Annotated in this window: 15 protein-coding genes; 6 read left to right on the top strand and 9 right to left on the bottom strand. The window is 66.0% G+C overall.

Annotation, left to right across the window (positions count from 1 at the left end; genetic code table 11):
• Nucleotides 1-133 precede the first annotated feature (133 nt).
• The 7 genes from VVD47_RS13295 to VVD47_RS13265 all read right to left on the bottom strand — a co-directional run bounded on the left by VVD47_RS13295 (nt 134) and on the right by VVD47_RS13265 (nt 9,490).
• Nucleotides 134-2,065 (bottom strand): pectate lyase family protein, encoded by a 1,932-nt coding sequence (locus VVD47_RS13295; RefSeq protein WP_327603957.1) that lies wholly within the window; start codon nt 2,063-2,065, stop codon nt 134-136.
• A gap of 389 nt (nt 2,066-2,454) precedes the next feature.
• Complete coding sequence (manD, locus tag VVD47_RS13290; RefSeq protein ID WP_327603956.1) at nt 2,455-3,669, bottom strand: D-mannonate dehydratase ManD; 1,215 nt, start codon at nt 3,667-3,669, stop codon at nt 2,455-2,457.
• A 57-nt stretch (nt 3,670-3,726) separates the two neighbouring features.
• Entirely contained in the window at nt 3,727-5,208 is a 1,482-nt protein-coding gene (locus VVD47_RS13285; RefSeq protein WP_327603955.1) for a mannitol dehydrogenase family protein, read from the bottom strand.
• Nucleotides 5,209-5,278: 70 nt separating this feature from the next.
• Nucleotides 5,279-6,511, bottom strand: coding sequence for an oligogalacturonate lyase family protein (locus VVD47_RS13280; protein ID WP_327603954.1), 1,233 nt, complete (start codon nt 6,509-6,511; stop codon nt 5,279-5,281).
• Nucleotides 6,512-6,592: 81 nt separating this feature from the next.
• On the bottom strand, nt 6,593-7,945 hold the full coding sequence (locus VVD47_RS13275; protein WP_327603953.1) for a TRAP transporter large permease: 1,353 nt from the start codon (nt 7,943-7,945) through the stop codon (nt 6,593-6,595).
• Nucleotides 7,936-8,430: a TRAP transporter small permease gene (locus tag VVD47_RS13270; RefSeq protein WP_327603952.1), complete on the bottom strand. Its 495-nt coding sequence runs from the start codon at nt 8,428-8,430 to the stop codon at nt 7,936-7,938. The genes VVD47_RS13275 and VVD47_RS13270 overlap by 10 nt, the downstream gene beginning before the upstream one ends.
• An 88-nt stretch (nt 8,431-8,518) precedes the next feature.
• Nucleotides 8,519-9,490 (bottom strand): TRAP transporter substrate-binding protein, encoded by a 972-nt coding sequence (locus VVD47_RS13265; RefSeq protein ID WP_327603951.1) that lies wholly within the window; start codon nt 9,488-9,490, stop codon nt 8,519-8,521.
• A 485-nt stretch (nt 9,491-9,975) separates the two neighbouring features.
• On the opposite strand from VVD47_RS13265, the gene VVD47_RS13260 reads away from it, so the two are divergent.
• A complete protein-coding gene (locus VVD47_RS13260; RefSeq protein ID WP_327603950.1) occupies nt 9,976-10,983 on the top strand; it encodes a LacI family DNA-binding transcriptional regulator in 1,008 nt (335 codons plus the stop codon).
• Between the two features lie 52 nt (nt 10,984-11,035).
• Here the strand turns inward: VVD47_RS13260 and trxC are convergent, their stop codons facing one another.
• A complete protein-coding gene (gene trxC / locus VVD47_RS13255) occupies nt 11,036-11,458 on the bottom strand; it encodes a thioredoxin TrxC (RefSeq protein ID WP_327603949.1) in 423 nt (140 codons plus the stop codon).
• A gap of 155 nt (nt 11,459-11,613) precedes the next feature.
• Here trxC and VVD47_RS13250 point away from each other — a divergent pair, with 155 nt between their 5' ends.
• From VVD47_RS13250 to VVD47_RS13230, 5 genes are all read left to right on the top strand, one after another.
• Nucleotides 11,614-13,644 carry a ribonuclease catalytic domain-containing protein gene (locus tag VVD47_RS13250; RefSeq protein WP_327603948.1) on the top strand — a complete coding sequence of 677 codons (2,031 nt, stop codon included), beginning with the start codon at nt 11,614-11,616 and terminating at the stop codon, nt 13,642-13,644.
• 53 nt (nt 13,645-13,697) lie between these two features.
• A complete protein-coding gene (locus VVD47_RS13245; protein ID WP_327603947.1) occupies nt 13,698-14,618 on the top strand; it encodes an energy transducer TonB family protein in 921 nt (306 codons plus the stop codon).
• 2 nt (nt 14,619-14,620) lie between these two features.
• On the top strand, nt 14,621-15,136 hold the full coding sequence (locus VVD47_RS13240) for a hypothetical protein (RefSeq protein WP_327603946.1): 516 nt from the start codon (nt 14,621-14,623) through the stop codon (nt 15,134-15,136).
• A 15-nt stretch (nt 15,137-15,151) separates the two neighbouring features.
• Nucleotides 15,152-15,982, top strand: a complete 831-nt coding sequence (aroE, locus tag VVD47_RS13235) for a shikimate dehydrogenase (RefSeq protein WP_327603945.1) — start codon at nt 15,152-15,154, stop codon at nt 15,980-15,982.
• Nucleotides 15,983-16,409: 427 nt separating this feature from the next.
• Nucleotides 16,410-18,140, top strand: a complete 1,731-nt coding sequence (locus VVD47_RS13230; RefSeq protein WP_327603944.1) for a pectate lyase — start codon at nt 16,410-16,412, stop codon at nt 18,138-18,140.
• Nucleotides 18,141-18,222: 82 nt separating this feature from the next.
• On the opposite strand, the gene VVD47_RS13225 is transcribed toward VVD47_RS13230, so the two are convergent.
• Nucleotides 18,223-18,978 (bottom strand): EF-hand domain-containing protein, encoded by a 756-nt coding sequence (locus tag VVD47_RS13225; RefSeq protein ID WP_327603943.1) that lies wholly within the window; start codon nt 18,976-18,978, stop codon nt 18,223-18,225.
• Nucleotides 18,979-19,238 lie beyond the last annotated feature (260 nt).

Raw genomic sequence — 19,238 nt, 5'->3', positions numbered from 1 at the left:
GTTTCCCGACAAACCTTTGAGCAAAGCCTGAACGAGAACAAGGGAAAACCCTGATGACATGAAAAAGGCGGGCCCGGAGGCCCGCCTTTTGAGGAAGTACTGCTGCAGCCACCCGGAGGTGGCTGGCGATCGCTCAGCGCAGCTTGCCCGCGCCGGCGTTGGCCTTCACCGAGGCCTCGACTGCGGAGGCGGCCTGCAACGTGTGGCTGTACGGCGGCGTCCAGAGGTTGGCACCGGTAGGTGCCGACATGCCGCACTGGCCGTCCCAGTTGGTGACGGTGCCGGCGGGAATGCCTGCCGACGAGTCGGCCTTGTCGTAGCTGACGAACTGGTGGCCGGAGGAGCGGAAGCCCAGGTAGTCCTTGCCCTTGATGACCTTGCCGCAGGCTTCCGAGAACTTCATGCCGGTGAAACCGTAGAAGTTGTTCTGGATGAGCTGGTTGGACTGGTAGCGCGCGTCGGAGCCGGCCTCGAACTTCAGGTCGTTGTCCGAGGTGTTGGTGCTGCCGGTCACCAGGTTGTTGAAGATGTGCACCTGACCGAAGCGGTTCAGCGGCAGACGCGTACCGGCGTGGTTCCACCAGTTGCCATGCAGGGTGACGTGCAGGCGGCCGGCATCGCTCCAGGCGCGACCACTGTCACCGTTGCCGATCAGCGTGGTCTTGTGGTGCTTGGTGAACACGCTGTTGCTGATGGTCACGTAGTCGGAGCCGCGCACCACGTCCAGCGCACCGTCATGCCGGGTGTCGCTGGCCAGCGAGTCCGGCGTGTCGCCGTCGCTCATGGTGATGCGGTCGAACCACACGTTCTGCGCGCGCGACACGGTCACGCCGTCGGCATAGGCGTTGGCGCTGTCTTCCGGATTCACGTCCCAGGGCGTGTCGATCTGCAGGTTGCGGATGATCACGTTCTTGGTCCAGGTCGGGTACTCGTCGCCATCCTTGCCGGCCGCTTCCCAGGCCTTGTAGTCGGCTTGCGGATCACCACCCGCGGCCAGCGCCAGTTCGCCACCGATCAGCAGCGTGGTGCCGGTGATGCGGGCCGGGCGGCCTTGCGCGTCGTTGATGCCGACCAGCGTGGTGTTGGACGGAACCATGATGGAGCCACCGTACTTCTGGTCGCTGTAGCTGGTGTATTCGCGGAACACCGTGTTGTTGCTGCTCCAGCGCAGGTCGATGTGGCCGACGATGCGGATGATCTTCGGGTCGTTGCCGGCGGCGTTGATCGCGGAGATGAGCTGCTGGCCGTTGAACACGGTGTAGACGCGGCTGACGGTCGCGGACGAACCGCCGCTCACCACCACGCGACCCTTGCGCGAGTAGCTGTGCCAGCCGTTGGCCGGTGCGGTCTCGCGTTCGAAGGTGAGCACGCCCCCCGTCGGGTCGACGGTGGCGAACTGCCAGGTCGGCAGCTTGGGCGCGGCCTTGTAGTTGCTCGGGTTGTGCAGGCCGTCGACGGTCACCGGCGCGGAGTAGTTGCGCACGCCGTACAGGGCGGTCTGCAGCGGGGTGCTGGCGCCAGTCAGGGTCTTGGCGTCGATGCCGCCGCCGGAGGAAGAGCTGGAGCTGCTGCTCACGCCGCCGGACGAGCTGGAAGAGCTGCCGGTACCGGACGACGAACTGGAGCTCGACGAACTGCTGCTCGATGAACTGGAACTGGAGCTGCTCGACGAGGAGGACGAAGAAGAGGACGACGAAGACGAACTCGACGACGAACTGCTGGATGAGGAGCTGCTGCTGGACGACGAGCTGCTCGACGAAGAACTGGAGGAAGACGACGAGGACGAGCTGGAGCTGCTGCTGGTCGTGCCGGCGTACGAGCACCAGGCCGAGGTGGTGAAGCTGTTGCTCGGGAAGTTGCTGCCGCTACAGGCCACGCTGTTGGTGAAGGTGCCGTAGACGAAGCTGCCGGACTTGCCGAGCGCCACCTGGCGGGTGCCGCTGAACGAGCAGGTCGCGCCGGTGTTCTGCGCGCACTTGGTATAGCCGGTCGGGTAATCGGCAGCCGCCTGGGCGCCGAGCGAGAAGGCGGCCGCGACCGCTCCCGCGAGGATGTAACGAATCATGGTGGTCTCCTGGTTTTTATGTCCCGGCGGAGAGCAGCCTTCGTTGCATCCGGTGTGGCGACCTCGGCGTCGGGCGAGCTGGATCGTACGCCGAACGAACTAACAATGTTGTTGCGGGGCAGCGTATGCCTTTAGTCGTAGGACAGTCCGCTGGATCGACCATTTTTCAAGCCATATAGCCGACAGAGAGCAGCATCGCTGCCGATGCTGGCTGGCGCTGTTCGTGCGGTTGCAGCAAGCCGGGGGGTCGGCTTACCGGCCCTGCCTGCTGCGCGCTGTGACCAACTTCACTGCCGCCACCCTCGTGATAGGGAAAGCACCTACCCGGCAAGAGCAGACGTGCCCAACCCCGGCTCGCTATGGGGCGCACGCAGCCACACGGGCCGCGCTCACCAGTTCCAGAGCGTGCCGTCCTCCAGGCGCGCGACCGGCAGGTAGGCGGGCTCGTACGGGTACTTCGCCGCCAGCTTCTCGTCGAAGTCGATGCCCAGGCCCGGCTTGTCGCTCGGGTGCATGTAGCCGTCGTCGAAGCTCCAGTTGTGCGGGAAGACTTCCAGCATCTGTTCGGAGTAGCCCATGTACTCCTGCACGCCGAAGTTCGGCACCCACAGGTCGAAGTGCAGCGCGGCGGCCATGCACACCGGCGATAGGTCGGAGGGACCGTGCGAGCCGGTGCGCACCTGGTACAGCGACGCGAAGTCCGCGATGCGGCGCATGCCGCTGATGCCGCCGGCATGGGTGATGGTGGTGCGGATGTAGTCGATGAGCTGCTCCTCGATCAACTGCTTGCAGTCCCAGATGCTGTTGAACACCTCGCCCACCGCGATCGGCGTCACCGTGTGCTGGCGGATCAGGCGGAAGCACTCCTGGTTCTCGGCCGGCGTCGGGTCCTCCAGCCAGAACAGGCGGTAGTCCTCCACCGCCTTGCCGAAGCGCGCGGCCTCGATCGGCGTGCAGCGGTGATGCATGTCGTGCAGCAGGTGCTCGTCGAAACCGAAACGCGAGCGCACGGCGTCGAAGAGCTTCGGCGTGAAATCCAGGTACTTCTCGGTGGACCAGAACTGCTCCTCGGGCCAGTCACCCTTGGTGGCCGGCTCGTAGGCCAGGCCCTTGCCCTTGGCCATGCCGTAGGTGGTCTTCATGCCGGGCACGCCGCATTGCACGCGGATGGCCTTGAAGCCCTGCTCCTTGTGCTTCGCGTAGTCGTCCAGCACCTCGTCGATGGTGTGGCCGGTGGTGTGGCAGTACACCATGACGCCGGTGCGTGATGCGCCACCCAGCAACTGGTAGACCGGCATGTTGGCGGCCTTGCCCTTGATGTCCCACAGCGCCATGTCGATGGCCGAGATCGCCGACATGGTGACCGGGCCACGCCGCCAGTACGCACCCTTGTAGAAGAATTGCCAGATGTCCTCGATCTGGTGCGCGTCGCGGCCGACCAGTTGCGGACACAGGTGGTCGCGCAGGTAGGACGCCACCGGCAGTTCGCGGCCATTGAGCGTGGCATCACCCACACCGGTGAGGCCGCTCTCGGTGGTGATCTTCAGGGTCACGAAATTGCGGCCCGGGCAACTGACGAATACTTCGGCTTTCTTGATCTTCATGATCGTTCCATCTCTCGGAGCAGGGGTTCTGGATGACGCGTGTGCAGGCAGCGCGCCCTAGGCGTGACGAAGGTTGAGACGGCGCACGGCCTCGCGCGCACCGCATGACAGCAGGGCGTTGTAGGCGTTGCTCACGGCCTGCACGAAGGGCTCGTTGTCCGGCAGGTCGCGGCCGAAGATCGCCTCCAGCGACAGCAGCGCATGCACCCGTTCGCCACCCTCGGCGCTGGCCGCCACGCGCGCCGCGATCACGTCACGCAGCGGGTCGCTGATCTCGATGGTCTGACCCTTCTCGTCCACGCCACCCACGTAGCGCATCCACGCCGCCACGCCCAGCGCGAGGTGGTCGAAGCGGCTGCCGTGCGCGAGGTGCCAGCGGATCGGGTCGAGCAGGCGCTGCGGCAGTTTCTGGCTGCCGTCCATGGCGATCTGCCAGGTGCGGTGCTTCAGCGCGTTGTTGCGGTAACGCTCGGTCAACAGGTCGGCGTAGGTCTCCAGGTCCACGCCACTCACGCGCAAGGTGGGGGCCTGTTCCTTCACCATCAGCGCCCGCGCGGCGGTGGCGTAGTCGGCGTCTTCCATGCAGTCGCAGATGTGCGCGTAGCCGCCCAGGTAACCGAGGTAGGCGAGGAAGCTGTGGCTGCCGTTGAGCATGCGCAGCTTCATCTCCTCGTAGGGCAGCACGTCCGCCACCAGTTCGGCGCCGGCCTTCTCCCAGGCGGGCCGGCCAGCGACGAAGTTGTCCTCGATGACCCATTGGCGGAAAGGCTCGCCAGCCACTGCAGCCGGATCGTCGATGCCACCGAGCAGCTCGCACACTTTCGCCAGCGTCTCCGGCGTGACCGCCGGCACGATGCGGTCGACCATCGTGGACGGGAAGCTCACCTTCGCCTCGATCCAGTCGGCGAGCTGCGGGTCCTGCGCGCGCGCCAGGCCGAGCACGACGTTACGCGTGACGTGGCCGTTCTCCGGCATGTTGTCGCAGGACATGACGCTGAACGGCGCCAGTCCGCGCGCACGCCGTCGGCGCAGCGCCTCGACGATGACGCCGGGCGTCGATTGCGGCACACCGGGATGCGCCAGGTCGTGCTGGATCAGCGGGTGCTCGCGGTCGAGCTGGCCGCTGGCCGGCTGATGGCAGTAACCCTTCTCCGTCACCGTGATCGACACGATGGCGATGTCCGGGCCGCACAGGGCATCCAGCACCGCTTCCATGCCATCGACGGCCGCATGCAGGGCCTGGCGCACCACGCCGACGACACGGCAGTTCCAGTGGCCGGGGGCCATCTCGGCCACCGTGAACAGGTGGTCCTGCTCGCGGATGTCGGCGATCTGCCGCTCACCGCCGATGAGGTTGATCTCGCAGTAGCCCCAGTCGCTGCCATGGTCCTGCGCCAGCACGTCGGCATACACGGCCTGGTGGGCGCGGTGGAAGGCGCCGAATCCGATGTGTGCGATGCGCGGCTTCAGGGCGCTGCGATCGTAGCGGGGCTGGACGACGTCGGCAGGCAGGGCGTCGGACTGCGTAATGCGCTTCATGATGCGGACTCTCTTTCGTACTGCGTTTCGTACTGCGTTTCGGACTGCGCGGGAGTTGTGTCGGTCGTGTTCAGGCGGGCACCTGGACGCGGTAGACGGCGCGGCGGCCGCTGGCATTCGAGGTGAAGAAGACGGCGTCATCGCCGTGGCTGAAGACCGGGTGCGGGTGGCTGTCCTGACAGTCCCAGATGGACTTGTGCTGGCACAACGGCAGCCACTCGATGTGGCCGCGCGCCCAGTCCACCTTCTGCACGCAGATCCACTCGCCGCCCCAGTTCTCGTTCTCCGGCACGCCGTCGGGATGGAAGTAGCCGTCGGACACCAGCCAGTTGCCATGACGGTTGCCGGCGGTGAAATGGCCATAGCGGTGGTAGTCGGCCGGCAGGGCGATCTCCACCGGATTGCGGCCCTGCGCATCGACGCGGCCGACGTAGGCCAGGCCGTCCTGGTACTTGCCGTGGTAGATGATGTGGCTGCCATCCGCCTCCCACATCTCGTGGCAGGTCCAGTCGGCACGGGAGCGGTCGCCACCCTCGTTGCGCAAGCGGATGTGCTCGCGCCCGTTCCAGATCCACATGCGGCGGATGCCGCAATCACCGGGCCATTCGTGGTTGTAGAGGATCACCTCCGGGTCGACCGGGCTGAACTGCACGTGGGTGATCCATGCGCGCGGGACACGTTCGCGCTTCAGCAGTTCGCCGCTCTGCGTGTCGTACACGTTGAGGTAGGAGGCGAGGTTCTCGGCCTGCACGCGGGCGTCGATGTCGTAGTCCGGCTTGTCGGCGATCACCTCGTTCTTCTTCTCGCCGTCGCCCACGCTGTAGCCGGGCGCGTCGTTGATGAAGACCTCGGCCTCCAGTGCGCGTGCGTCGGTGGTCGGAATGCACAGTCGCTTGCCGTCCGCGCTGACGTGGGTGAAGGCGGTCACCTGGTCGGCGGGAATCCGGCCCAGCACGCGACGCCGGGTTTCCAGGTCGCAACAGACGATGTCGTCGCCCTGCAGGTAGTACAGCTTGCGGTTCGCCGCGTCGAAGCTGACGCTGGCCTTGCCGAAGCCGCGGCGGGTATTGCCGTTGAAGTAGACGTAGGACTTCAGCGTGCCCTCGGTGTTGGCGCTGAGCTGGATCTCCTCGCCGTCCGGCAAACGTTTGAGGTACAGGTTGGGGTGGCCGCTGCGGTCACTGATGAACACCAGGCAGGTGTCGTCGGCCGACAGGCTGGAGCTGGTGAAGTACAGCAATTGGTCGTTGGACTCGGCACCGCAGGTGACGAGTACGGGCGTGACGGGGTCGGGACTGCTCATGAATGTTTGCTCATGACTACGAACTCCTTGCGGGTATGCCGGACGACCGGCCCGCGGCGACGTCGCGCGGGCCGGCGTGCGTCACAGCACCTGGTGGCCGGTGATCAGGCTGGGCAGCCAGGTGGAGAAGGCGGGGACGTAGGTCACCACCGCCATGGCCACGAACAGCGCCATGTAGAAGGGCAGGATGGTGCGCATCACCTGGCCCACCGATACGCCACCGATGGCGCAACCGATGAACTGCACCGTGCCCACTGGCGGGGTGTTCAGACCCAGCGCGCAGTTGAGCAGCAGCACCATGCCGAACTGCACCGGGCCCATGCCCATCTGCATCGCCAGCGGCAGGAACAGCGGCGTGCAGATCAGGATGGTCGCGGCCATGTCCATGAAGGTGCCGAGCGCGAACAGGATGATGTTGATCAGCGCGAACATGACGAGCGGGTTGTCGGTCGCGCTCAGCAACAGCTTGGCGGTGAGGTCGGGCAGCTCCAGATAGGCCATCTGCCATTGCAGGATGTTGGACACCCCGATCAGCAGCAGCACGATGCCGGTGGTTTTGGCGGCCTTGGCCGAAGCCATCATCAGCTTCTTCCAGTTCATCGTGCGGTAGACGATGAAGGTCAGCGCCAGCGAGTAGCACACCGCGATGCCGGCCGCCTCGGTGGCGGTGGTCACCCCGCCGATGATGCAGCCGAGGATGATGGCCACCACGAACAGGCCGGGCAGCGCCGCGACGAAGGACATCAGCACCGCACCCCAGCCGGGGAAGCGGCTGAGCACCGTGGTGCCGTCGGCCTGCTTCGGGAAGCCGTTTCTGACGGCGACCCAGTAGGCGGCGAACAGCATGCACACCATGAGGCAGATGACCGGCAGCAGGCCGGCGAACATGAGGTCGCCGATGGACACGCCGCGCACCATCTGGCCATTGACCATGCCGCTCGCGCCCTGGGCGGCGAAGGCATAGATGATCAGGTTGTGCGAGGTCGGCATCAGCGCGCCGCACAGTGCCGCGTGCGTCGTCACGTTGACGGCGTAGTCGGCGCTGTAGCCTTCCTTCTTCATCATCGGGATCATCACCCCGCCCATCGCCGACACGTCGGCGCCCGGCGAGCCGGAGACGCCGCCGAACAGCGTGCACGCCATGACGTTGGCCATGCCCAGGCCGCCACGCCAGTGGCCGACCATGTTGCGGGCGAAGTTCACGATCTTCTCGGCGATGCCGCCGTGAAGCATGATTTCACCCGAGAAGATGAAGAACGGAATGGCCAGGAACGAGAACACGTTCATGCCCGACACCATGGACTGGAAGGCGGTGGCCAGTGGCAGGCCTTCGACGATGAAGGCCAGGATGCAGCTCAGGGCGATCGCGAAGGCGACCGGCAGGCCGAGCAGCAGGAAGAGCAGGAAGCTCAGCGAAAGGACGGCTAGTACCATGACGGCTCCACTTCCTTGCCGGTGAACATGGCAATGAGATGTTCGATCGAGAACAGCACGATGAGCACGCCGGCGATGACGCAGGGCGTGTAACGCACGGCCTCCGAGATGTCCAACGTAGGAATCATGTTGCGATAGACGGCGATGGCCATCTGGAGGCTGCCGGCGAACAGCACGATCCCGAACAGGACGCTGAGCAGGCCGACGATGACGCCGATGGCGAATTGCGCCTTCTTCGGCAGGATCACCACCAGCGAATCCATGCCGATGTGGCCGGCTTCGCGCACGCCGGCGGCAGCGGCGAACATCGCCACGGAGATGACGAGGATCAGCGCGAGCTGCTCCACGTAGGGGGGTGCATCATGAAACACGTATCGCATCACCACGCCCCACAGGACGAGTGCGGTGATGCCGAGCAAGGCTGCCACGGCGATGTACATCGCCATTCGCGACAGCCTGGCGTTCAAGCGGGTCAACCAGTTCATCTACCTCTCCCCGGGCGACGGGCCGGCGCATCGCTGCGCACCACCCGCCGCCCGTGTCATGCGGACCACGAAGGTCCTGTCACAAGCCTTACTTGACCTCGGTGATCTTCTTCACGAGTTCCCTGGCCTGGGGCGTGGTGGAGAACTTGTCCCACACGGGCTTTTCGAGCGCCACGAAGGCGTCGTGATCCACGTCTTCGACGAAGGTGACCTTGGCGTCGCTGAGGATCTTCTTGGACGCGAGCATCTTGGCGTCCCACAGCTTCTGGTAGTAATCCACCGAGGCCCGCGCCGCTTCACGGATGATCTTCTGCTCCTCGGCGGACAGCGTGTCCCACACCTTCTTGGAGAACACCACCACTTCCGGGATGCGGGTGTGCTGCGTCTCGCTGAAGTAGGTGGCGACTTCGTAGTGACGCGCGGTCTCGAAGGTCGGGTAGTTGTTCTCCGCGGCTTCCACCAGGCCGGTGCGCAGGGCGGTGTAGACCTCGGCAGTCGGGATGGGGATCGGCGAGCCGCCCAGGGCCTGGATCATGCCGACGAACAGATCGGAGGAGATCACCCGGATCTTCAGGCCCTTCATGTCGGCAGGCTGCCGCACCGGCTTCTTGGCGTAGACCGAGCGGGCCCCCGCGTCGTACAGCGCCAGGCCGACGAAACCGGCCTTCTCGAAGCTGGCCAGGATCTCCTCGCCGACCGGCCCGCGGATGACCTTCTGGAAGTGCGCGTTGTCGCGGAAGATGAACGGGAAGGACGGCACCTGCGTTTCCGGGACGATGCCGTGGAAGGAACTGATGCTGAAGCGCGACATGTCCAACGTGCCGATCTTCACCTGCTCGATGACGTCCTTCTCCGAACCGAGCGTGCTGTTCACGAACACCTTGACGCCGTACTTGCCCTTGGTCTTCTCGCTGATGAGCTTGCCCATGTACTCGACCGCCTGGACGGTCGGGTAGTCGCGCGGGTGCACGTCGGCCGAACGGAAGTCGCGCGCCTGAACGGCGCCAGCGAAGATCGTCGCGCATAGCGCGGCAACGATGGACAGTTGTTTCACCCTCATCTTGGCTCTCCTTTGGTAATGGCCCGCCCCTGGATGGCGATGCGCGCCAGGCCGACCGCGGACGCAATTAAAGCGCTTAAATTTTTGTCCGTGACCTAGGGTTTACCGTATGAAGATCGTGATTTTGATGCGCATCAATTGGCGCGCAGCACAACGAGGCCCCTGCCTGCCATACAAGATGCAACCCTCGATCGTGCGTATAAATCACATATAATCATTGCCTTGCAGCAACGCCGAGGGCTTGTCGCCCCAAGCAGGACGCACGAACCTGCGGCGAGCGGAAAGACTGCCTTGAAATTTAAAGGCATCAATTTTTGGAAGTTTTCGGTGCGGCCGGAAGCTGGTCGCAGCCTGCCGCAATCACCCCGCGGGCTGGCAAGCCCGCCATGCGACACTGCAGGAAAAGTGCGATTGCACACTGATGACGAACGGGGCAGGTCGGCCAGGTATCCGGAAACCCGCCGCCCGCCCAGCCGGATCCGCCCATGTCGAAACGACCCGCAACCCTGAAAGATGTCGCCGCCGCCGCCGGCGTCTCCACCGCGACGGTGTCGATGATCCTCAACCGCCGCTACCAGTTCAAACCGGAGCTGGAGGCGCGCGTGCGCGAGGCCATCCTGTCGCTGAACTACCGCCAGAACCCGGGGGCGCGCAGCATGGCCACCGGCCTGTTCGGTTCGATCGGGCTGGTGGTGCTGGACATCCGCAACCCCCACTTCACCAACATCGTCCACGGCGCCAGCATCAAGGCGCAGGAACACGGCTACAACCTGATCGTGGTGGACCTGAAGGAGGACGTGTCGCACGCCCGGCAGACCATCGACGACCTGGCGCGCCGGGTCGACGGCCTGATCCTCAGCCTGCGCCTGCCCGAAGACGCGCGCGACCTGCCGCTGCAACTGGGCAAGCCGGCAGTGCTGTTCGGCCAGACGCTGCATGAACCGAAAGCGCCACCGCCCTCGCCGTCGATCCAGATCCGCGGCTGGGAAGCGGCGCTGCTGCTCGGTCGCCACATCCTGGACGCAGGGCGGCGCCGGCTCACCTACGTGGGCTACTCGAAATCCATATGGAACGCCGATCGCATCAACGCGCTGCGCTCCATCGCCGACGGGGCAGAGCTGCGCGAGGTGGTGGTCGACACGCAGACCATGGAAGCCGGCGAAGCCATCGCCGCAAGCCTCGTCTATGGCGACTACAAGACCGACGCCATCGTCTGCTACAACGACATGATCGCCATCGGCCTGCTGCACGGCTTGTGCGCGCTCGGCGTGCGGGTGCCGGACGACATGGTGCTGGCCGGCTTCGACAACATCCCGGTATCGCGCTACGTCACGCCATCACTGACCACGGTGGACATGCGCAGCGAAGACCTTGGCGGTTGCTCGATGGAGCGCCTGCACCGCGCCATCCAGAGTGGTGACCACAGCCCCACGGTGGAACTGCTGGAGCCGCGCCTGCTGGTGCGCAGCTCCACCCAGCCGAAGAAGCGCTGACGCCCCGCAGGCCCGGTCAGGGCTCGGGGCCGACCCGCTCAGCCCAGACCACTCAGCGCAGACCATCCACCCAGCGCAGGATCTCCCCGGCCGGCCGCGCCCCGGTCAGCCGGCCGATCTCCTGGCCATCGCGGAACGCCACCAGGCAGGGAATGCTGCGGATCTGGTAGCGGCCGGCGATCGCCGGCGCCGCCTCGGTGTCCAGCTTGGCGAACAACACCTTGCCGGTGCGCTGGCCGGCAGCCTGCGCGAAATGCGGCGCCATCATCTTGCAGGGGCCGCACCAGTCGGCCCAGAAGTCCACCACCACCGTCAGCGGATGGCGGCCCGCGACGGCATCGAAACTGGCGTCGGTCAGCGTCACCGGCTCGGCCGGCAGCAGGGCCTGCTTGCACTGTCCGCAGGTCGGGCCGTCGCCCAGGCGCTCGTCCGGCACGTTGTTGCGGGTGCTGCAGTGGGGGCAGGGAATCAGCATAGCGAAGCTCCTCGTCGCAAAAGGTGGGCAGGTGGGGCGCCGGAAGGCATTCCCCCGATGTGCGGGCGCAATGTCGGACAAACAAGGGGCGCCGGTATAATCGCGCCTCTGTTCTGCGGCCCGCCGCGTCCCCTGTTCCTTCCCCCCGGATTTCCATGAACGTCCTGTTTGAAGAGGACGGTGCCTTCCGCACCGGTACGGTCCTCACCGACAACGACACGTCCCTGCAGGTTGAAACCCCGCACGGCAAGCGCGTCAAACTGAAATCCGCCAATGTGCTGCTGCGCTACACCCAGCCCGCCGCCAGCGAATTGCTGGCGCGTGCCGAGGCCGAGGCGGCGGGCATGGATACCGAGTTCCTGTGGGAGATGTGCGGCGACGAAGAGTTCGGCTTCAGCGAGTTCGCCGCCGACTATTTCGGCCACACGCCCAGCGCCGTCGAGTCCAGCGCCGTGCTGGTGAAGCTGTTCTCGGCGCCGGTGTATTTCCACCGCAAGGGCCGCGGCCGCTTCCGCAAGGCGCCGGCCGAGATCCTGCAGGCCGCCCTGGCCGGCCTGGAGAAGAAGCGCCTGCAGCAGGAACAGGTGGAGCGCATGGGTGCCGAGCTGGTGGCCGGCACGCTGCCCGCCGAACTGAAGCCGCTGCTCGCGCAACTGCTCTACAAGCCGGACCGCAACCGCCTGGAAACCAAGGCGCTGGAAGCCGCCTGCGCGGACACCGGCCTGTCGCCCGCCCGCCTGATGTTGAAGGTCGGCGCGCTGGCCTCGACCTACGACTTCCACTACGGCCGCTTCCTGTTCGAGCACTTTCCGCAGGGCACCGACTTCCCGGCCCTGCCACCGCTGGCCGCGCCGCCGGAGCTGCCGCTGGCCGAGGTGCAGGCCTTCTCCATCGACGACGCCAGCACCACCGAGATCGACGACGCCCTGTCGCTGACGCCGCGCGAAGGCGGCGGCTGGGTGGTGGGCATCCACATCGCCGCGCCGGGCCTGGGCATCGCGCCGGGCGACGCGGTGGACGCCATCGCCCGCGACCGCCTGTCCACGGTCTACATGCCGGGCAACAAGATCACCATGCTGCCGGACGACGCGGTAGGCCACTACACGCTGGGCGCAGGGCAGGCCCGCGCCGCCGTGTCGCTGTACGTGGACGTGGCGAGCGATTACCGCATCCTCGGCCACCGCTCCACCATCGAGCGCGTGCCGGTGGCCGCCAACCTGCGGCACCACGACATCGAGCCGGTGTTCAACGAAGAGACGCTGGCCGACGGCGGCCCGGACTTCCCGTACAAGCGCGAGCTGACCGTGCTGTGGGAATTCGCCACCGTGCTGGAAGCCGGCCGCGGCAAGCCCAGCGCCAACCAGAACCTGCTCGACTACAACTACAACGTCGACTGGGACGCGCAGACGCAAGACGGCCCCGGCGCCGTCAGCATCGAGCGCCGCAAGCGCGGCTCGCCGCTGGACAAGCTGGTGGCCGAGCTGATGATCCTGGCCAACTCCACCTGGGGCAAAGTGCTGGCCGACGTCGGCATTCCCGCCATCTATCGCGCGCAGAGCCAGGGCCGCGTGCGCATGACCACCGCCGCCGCGCCGCACGAAGGCCTGGGCGTCAGTTGCTACGCCTGGTCCACCAGCCCGCTGCGCCGCTACGTCGACCTCTGCAACCAGTGGCAACTCATCGCCCACCTGCGCGGTCAGACGCCTCATTTCCCCCCTGGCTCGGCCCAGCTCGCGGCGGCGATGAACGACTTCGACACCACCTACAACGCCTACAACGACTTCCAGCGCGGCATGGAGCGCTACTGGTGTCTGCGCTGGCTGCGCCAGCACGGCCTCAGCGAGACCAGCGCCCGCGTGCTGCGCGAGAACATCGTGCGGCTGGAGGAAGTGCCCTTCGTGTTCAAGCTGGGCGGCGTGCCCGGCAACGTGCATCCCGGCACCCGCGTGCAGGTGTCGCTGGACGGCTTCGACCTGCTCGACATCGACCTGCGCGCCAAGTACCTCGCCAGCCTGCCTCCATTGGGTGGTCCGGATGGCAGCGCCGAGCCGGAGACGGTCGACGAGGCCGAGCTGGACGCCATCGGCGACGTCGTCGATGCGCCCGTGGACAACGCCGCAACTGCCGGGGCCGCCCCCGCCGCCGAGGAGACGGGCGGCCAGGAAGGCGCCGCCTCGCCCGCGTAGAATTCCGCCGCATGTCTCCCCGGCAGCCATCCGCAAAGCCCCCAAAAGCCAAGGTGCCCGCTGCGCCCGCCCCTGACAGGCAGGCGCGGCGCAAGTACCACGTACCGCGCGCCGCGCGCCCGTGGATGCTGGTCAACGCGCTGGTCATCGGCATCTGCAGCTCGGTGGCGGTGCACGCCGTGCTCAGCGCCCTGAACTTCACGGTGCCGGAGCTGAAGCTCTCGAAGCAGCAGGACCGCGGGCTGGAAATCGTGCTGGTGAACGCCAAGCACGCCCAGAAGCCGAAGAACGCCCAGGCGCTGGCCCAGGCCAACCTCGATGGCGGCGGCAATGTCGACCAGAAGGCGATGCCCACCTCGCCCCTGCCGCCGGAGAACGCCAACCGCGAAGGCGACTCGCTGGTCGAGACCCAGCGCCGCGTCCAGCAACTGGAACGCGCGCAACGCGAGCTGATGACCAAGGCGCTCGCCAGCGCCAAGGTGAATGTCGACCGCAACACGCCGGCCGAAACGCCACCGGCCGAGACGCCCGCGCCCAGCGCGCTGGACCTGCGCGACCAGGCCCGCGCCATCGCCCGGCAGGAAGCCGTCATCGACCGCCAGCTGCGCGAGTACGCACAACGCCCGCGCAAGCAGTTCGTCGGCGCCCGCACCCAGGAATACCGCTTCGCGCAGTACGTGGAAGACTGGCGCGCCAAGATCGAACGCGTCGGCACCCTCAACTTCCCCAAGAGCGCCGGCAACAAGCTGTACGGCAGCGTGCTGGTGTCGGTGGAACTGAGCTACGACGGCAGCATCATCAACAAGCACGTCGAGCGCTCCTCCGGCAACAAGGCGCTGGACGAACACGCCCTGCGCATCCTCCAGCTGGCCTCGCCCTTCGCCCCCTTCCCGGACAACATCCGCAAGGACACCGACGTGCTGGTGGTGACGCGGACCTGGACCTTCATCAACGAGAAGGTCACGACGGAGTAGCGATGTCCCGTGTCGCAAAGCATCGCAAGGCGTGTCCGGGGGTGCGTAACGACGCCGAGCTGGAATACTGGCGCGGCGTCTGGCAGTCGGCCCGCACCCTGTCCGTCGATATCGCCGGCGACAACTGGTGCAACTACTGGCACGAGCATTTCGACTGGGAGAGTCGGGGCACGCGCAGCCGTCTCGAGCATCGCAAACACCTGCGCCCGCTGATGCATGCCTTCGCGCGTGTGCAGTCTCAACTGCATCAGCAGTCGAAACCGCACCAGGTCTTCGTTTCCATCTATCCCAACGATCCCGGCTCCGACGCTCTGTATGTGCATACGCCGAATCCGCACTCCGACTATCCCGCCGAATTCGGTGGCATGCAATTCGTCACTTGGTTGCCCCCGTTGTTGATCGGCGTGGTGTCGCTGGATCGCTATCGCGTGGGTGTTACAAGGTACGAAGGCGATCACCGGTTCACCATTCTTCCAAGGCAGGATGGAGCGGCCGTTCGACATGCGGCCACCCTCTGACGAAAAGCAAAATCCATGACCGACCGTTACGCCGTCATCGGCAATCCCATCGCCCAGAGCAAGTCCCCGGTGCTGCACAGCGCCTTCGCGCAGCAGACGCAGCAGGACCTGCGCTATGAAGCCCTGCTCGCCCCGGTGGATGGCTTCGTGGAGGCGGTGCGTGCCTTCGTGGCGGACGGCGGTCGCGGCATGAACGTCACGATGCCGTTCAAGGACGACGCCTTCCGCTTCGCCACGCGCCTGTCGGAGCGCGCGCAACGTGCGCAGGCGGTGAACACCCTGGCCTTCCGCGGCGAGGAGATCTACGGCGATACCACCGACGGGGTCGGCCTGGTGCGCGACATCGTGCACAACCTCAAGCGTCCGCTGGCTGGCCGCAAGGTGCTGCTGCTGGGCGCTGGCGGTGCGGTGCGCGGCGTCATCGAACCCATCCTCGCGCAGCAACCGGCCCTGCTCTTCATCGCCAACCGCACGGCGGACAAGGCGGCCGCGCTGGCGGATGCCTTCGCCGACCTGCGTGGTGATACGCGACTGGAAGGCGGTGGCTTCGAAGCCATCGCCGGCCGCTTCGACGTGATCGTGAACGGCAGCGCCGCCAGCATGACCGGCGAACTGCCGCCGGTACCCGCCGGCGCCTGGGATGCCGACAGCCTGGTCTACGACATGGCCTACAAGCCCCAGCCTACCGTCTTCATGCAGCACGCCGCTGCGACCGGCGCGGGTACCACCGCCGACGGCATCGGCATGCTGGTGGAACAGGGCGCGGAGTCCTTCTCGCTGTGGCGCGAAGTCCGGCCCGATACGGCGCCGGTACTCGCCCAGCTGCGCGCCGAACGCGGCTGGTGAATCGGCGTTTTTCGCGTCGCTGACGGCTTGGGTGCCTGAACGCCAGGGCTTCGGCTTTTCCCGGCGATTTGGCGTTGTTTCGATGTGATATGCGACGTGCACCTCCAGCGCGTCGCCTGAATCCCACTCGTCGTCCCCGCTCGGCATCATCGGCCGCCCGGCCACGCCAGGCTTCGTTCAATGCCATCCGCATGATCCCAGGCCGATGGCGGCGTCGTGTGCTGGCGACGCCCAAACCCTGATACGCACCTGCCGGAAGCGCCGTCTAGCGTGTAGACGGCGCTTTCATGCTGCATGGCTGCGACGGCAGCGCTGCCATGCGGACAGCGCCATTCCAGAAGAACGTCACATCAAGACGTGAAGGGAGGAAACCGGTCGTCCCGATTCCGGGCGGCCTTCCCATGCACTCCATCCAGGAGACACCACCATGATGCAATCGATGCAGCATCCGTCGCGCCCTGCGCGCGACACCGGAGCCCACCGCGCCCTGCGTTCCCTGACGCAGATAAAAGCCATCCTGCGCCACACCGCGCTCGGACTGTGCGTCAGCCTCGCCAGTGCAACCACCATTCTGTGGTCGCCAGCGGCGGCTGCGCAGACGGGGCCAGGCGACGCGCAGGTCAAGGCGGCAATGAAGAAGGCCACCGAGTACATGACCGAGGACATCGCCTACAAAGGCGGGTTCGTATGGTCGTACCAGCTCGATGGCAGTCGCCGCTTCGGCGAGATGGAGGCCTATCCGTCGATGATCTGGATGCAGCCACCCGGTACCGCGACGGTAGGGCACCTGCTGCTCGACGCGTATCACGCCACCGGCGACGACTATTACTACCGCCGCGCCGAGAAGGTGGCCTTCGGCGTGGTGCAGGCCCAGCATCCGGCCGGCGGCTGGAACTACATGTACGACGCCAAGGGTGAGGCGTCCATCAAGAAGTGGTACGAGACCATCGGCCAGAACGGCTGGCGCCTGGAGGAGTTCTTCCACTACTACGGCAACGCCACCTTCGACGACGCGGTGACCTCGGAAGCCGCCATGTTCCTGCTGCGCTTCTACCTGGAGAAGCGCGACGCCCGCTTCAAGGCGCCGCTGGACAAGGTGGTCGACTTCATCCTCGCCGCGCAGTACCCCAGCGGCGGCTATCCGCAGCGCTTCCCGAAGGCGCCGGAGTGGTCCTTCCGCGGCAAGCCGGACTACACCGGCTACATCACGCTGAACGACAACGTCGCGCAGGAGAACATCGAGTTCCTCGTGATGGTGTACCAGACCCTCGGTTACACGAAGGTGCTGGACCCGATCAACCGCGCGATGAACGTCTTCCTCAACCTGCAGCAGCCACAACCGCAGCCGGGCTTCTCGCTGCAGTACACGCCGGACCTGCGACCCGCCGGCGCGCGCTCGTACGAGCCGCTGGCGCTGGCCACCCACACCACGGCCGCGGCGCTGTCGAACATGATGACCTTCTACGAGCTGACCGGGCGACGCGACTTCCTGGCCCGCATTCCCGAGGCGCTGAACTGGCTGAACACCGTCAGGCTGGCGCCGGACGTGGCGGCCCAGCTCAACCGCACCCATCCCACCTTCATCGAGATCGGTACCAACAGGCACATCTACGTGCACCGCACCGGCTCCAACGTGGTGAGCGGCTACTACTACGCGGACTACGACATCACCAGGCCGATCACGCATTACAACTCGTTCCGCACCATCGACCTGAACGCACTGTGGAGCCGCTACAACACGCTGAGTGCGACCACGCCGGAGCAGGTGCGCGCCCGCTCGCCGCTGTATGTCACGGGGCTACCGCTGCCGCGCTACTTCACGCTGGTGGAAATCGAGGTGTCGGATCTCAACAATCCGAACGGCACGCCGATCGGCACGCCGGTCACCGCGGCCCGTGCCCAGCAGCTCATCGACACCCTGCAGCCGGTGCCGGGCTCTACCTACAAGGGCCGCTGGGTCACGCCGCTGACACAGACCAGCAACCCCTACATCGGGCCGGGCCCGGCGACCCCGACGCCGGGTGACTACTCGCAGACGCTGGTGGGCGACAAGTACGACACCTCGCCCTTCAACACCACGACACCGGTGCAGGGCATCTCCACGCAGGCCTACATCACCTACATGGGCGAGCTGATCCGCTACCTCGTGCATCCCTGACGTATCCGTAGCGATGCAGTGACAACGGCCCGCCATGTGCGGGCCGTTTCCCTGCGCGGCGCCAGAGCGCCTGGCGTACCGCTCAGGCCACCACGGAGAGTGCGCTTTCCTGCTGCGTGCCGAACACGCCGTAGGACTGCGCCAGCTGCATTATGCGCATCATCACTGCCAGCTCATTGCCCGTGCTGCTGCCCGCCTGCGTGGCGCTGGCCGTCTTCGACGCAGCATCGTTGCCGTTCTTCGCCTGGTCGAGCGCCATCGCCTCCTCGAAGCTCACCTTGCCGTCACCATCCGTATCGGCTTCGTCGAAGTTCTCGATCACGCTGAAGATCAGGCTGGCGCGCTCGCTGTCGGTGCTGCCGGTTTCCTCGAGCTGGCCTTGCAGCTCCTCCAGGGTGAAGCCCGCATCGTCCTCACTCCTCCCTCCACCGGGGCCACCCGGCGGTGGCGGGCCGGGGGGCATGCCGCCCATGCCGCCTGGACCACCCATGCCACCAATCGCCTGGCTCATGCGCATGGAATTGAACTGGTTGTCCAGCTCCTCCGCGAGACGGGTGAGGCTGCTGCTCATCTCGCTTTCGGTGACCTTGCCATCGCTGTCACTGTCGAGGCTGGAGAAGATCTCTTCCACATTGCTGCTGGAAGAGCTGCTCGACGACATCCTGTCGAAGGCTTCCTGCAGATCCGTCTGCTCGATGTAGCCCTGACTCTTGCTGTCCAGCTTCGAAAACAACTGACTGGCCAGCGAACTGATATTGCTGCCGACTCCACTGATCATCATGAACTCCTTGCCCTGCGGGTGATCTTCAAGGCTGGCGACGCCAGCCACCTGCGCCATGCCGGCAGTTCCGGCATGAATGCACGCTGCACATGGCAAGTTATCGGCCAGCTCTCGCGGTTCTCTCCGACAGGTCGGCTCAAAGCAGTTAAAAACTCCTCAAGAAACACGCAGCCGGGCTCAAGAGAACGAATAATGCAGCGCCCGCTGGATGCGTCGGGCGGCAGGATTCCACGGGCATACCGGGTGGCGGCAATCCTGTCCGTGAGGCCGCGATCCGCGCCAGCAGGGCGCTTCGGCCATCCGGCCGGGGTCAGGAA

Origin of the sequence: Uliginosibacterium sp. H1 (genome assembly GCF_036017065.1) — a bacterium.
GTDB lineage: Bacteria > Pseudomonadota > Gammaproteobacteria > Burkholderiales > Rhodocyclaceae > Uliginosibacterium.
Note: the sequence above shows the minus strand (reverse complement) of the source record. Positions and strands in the feature narration are given on the sequence as shown.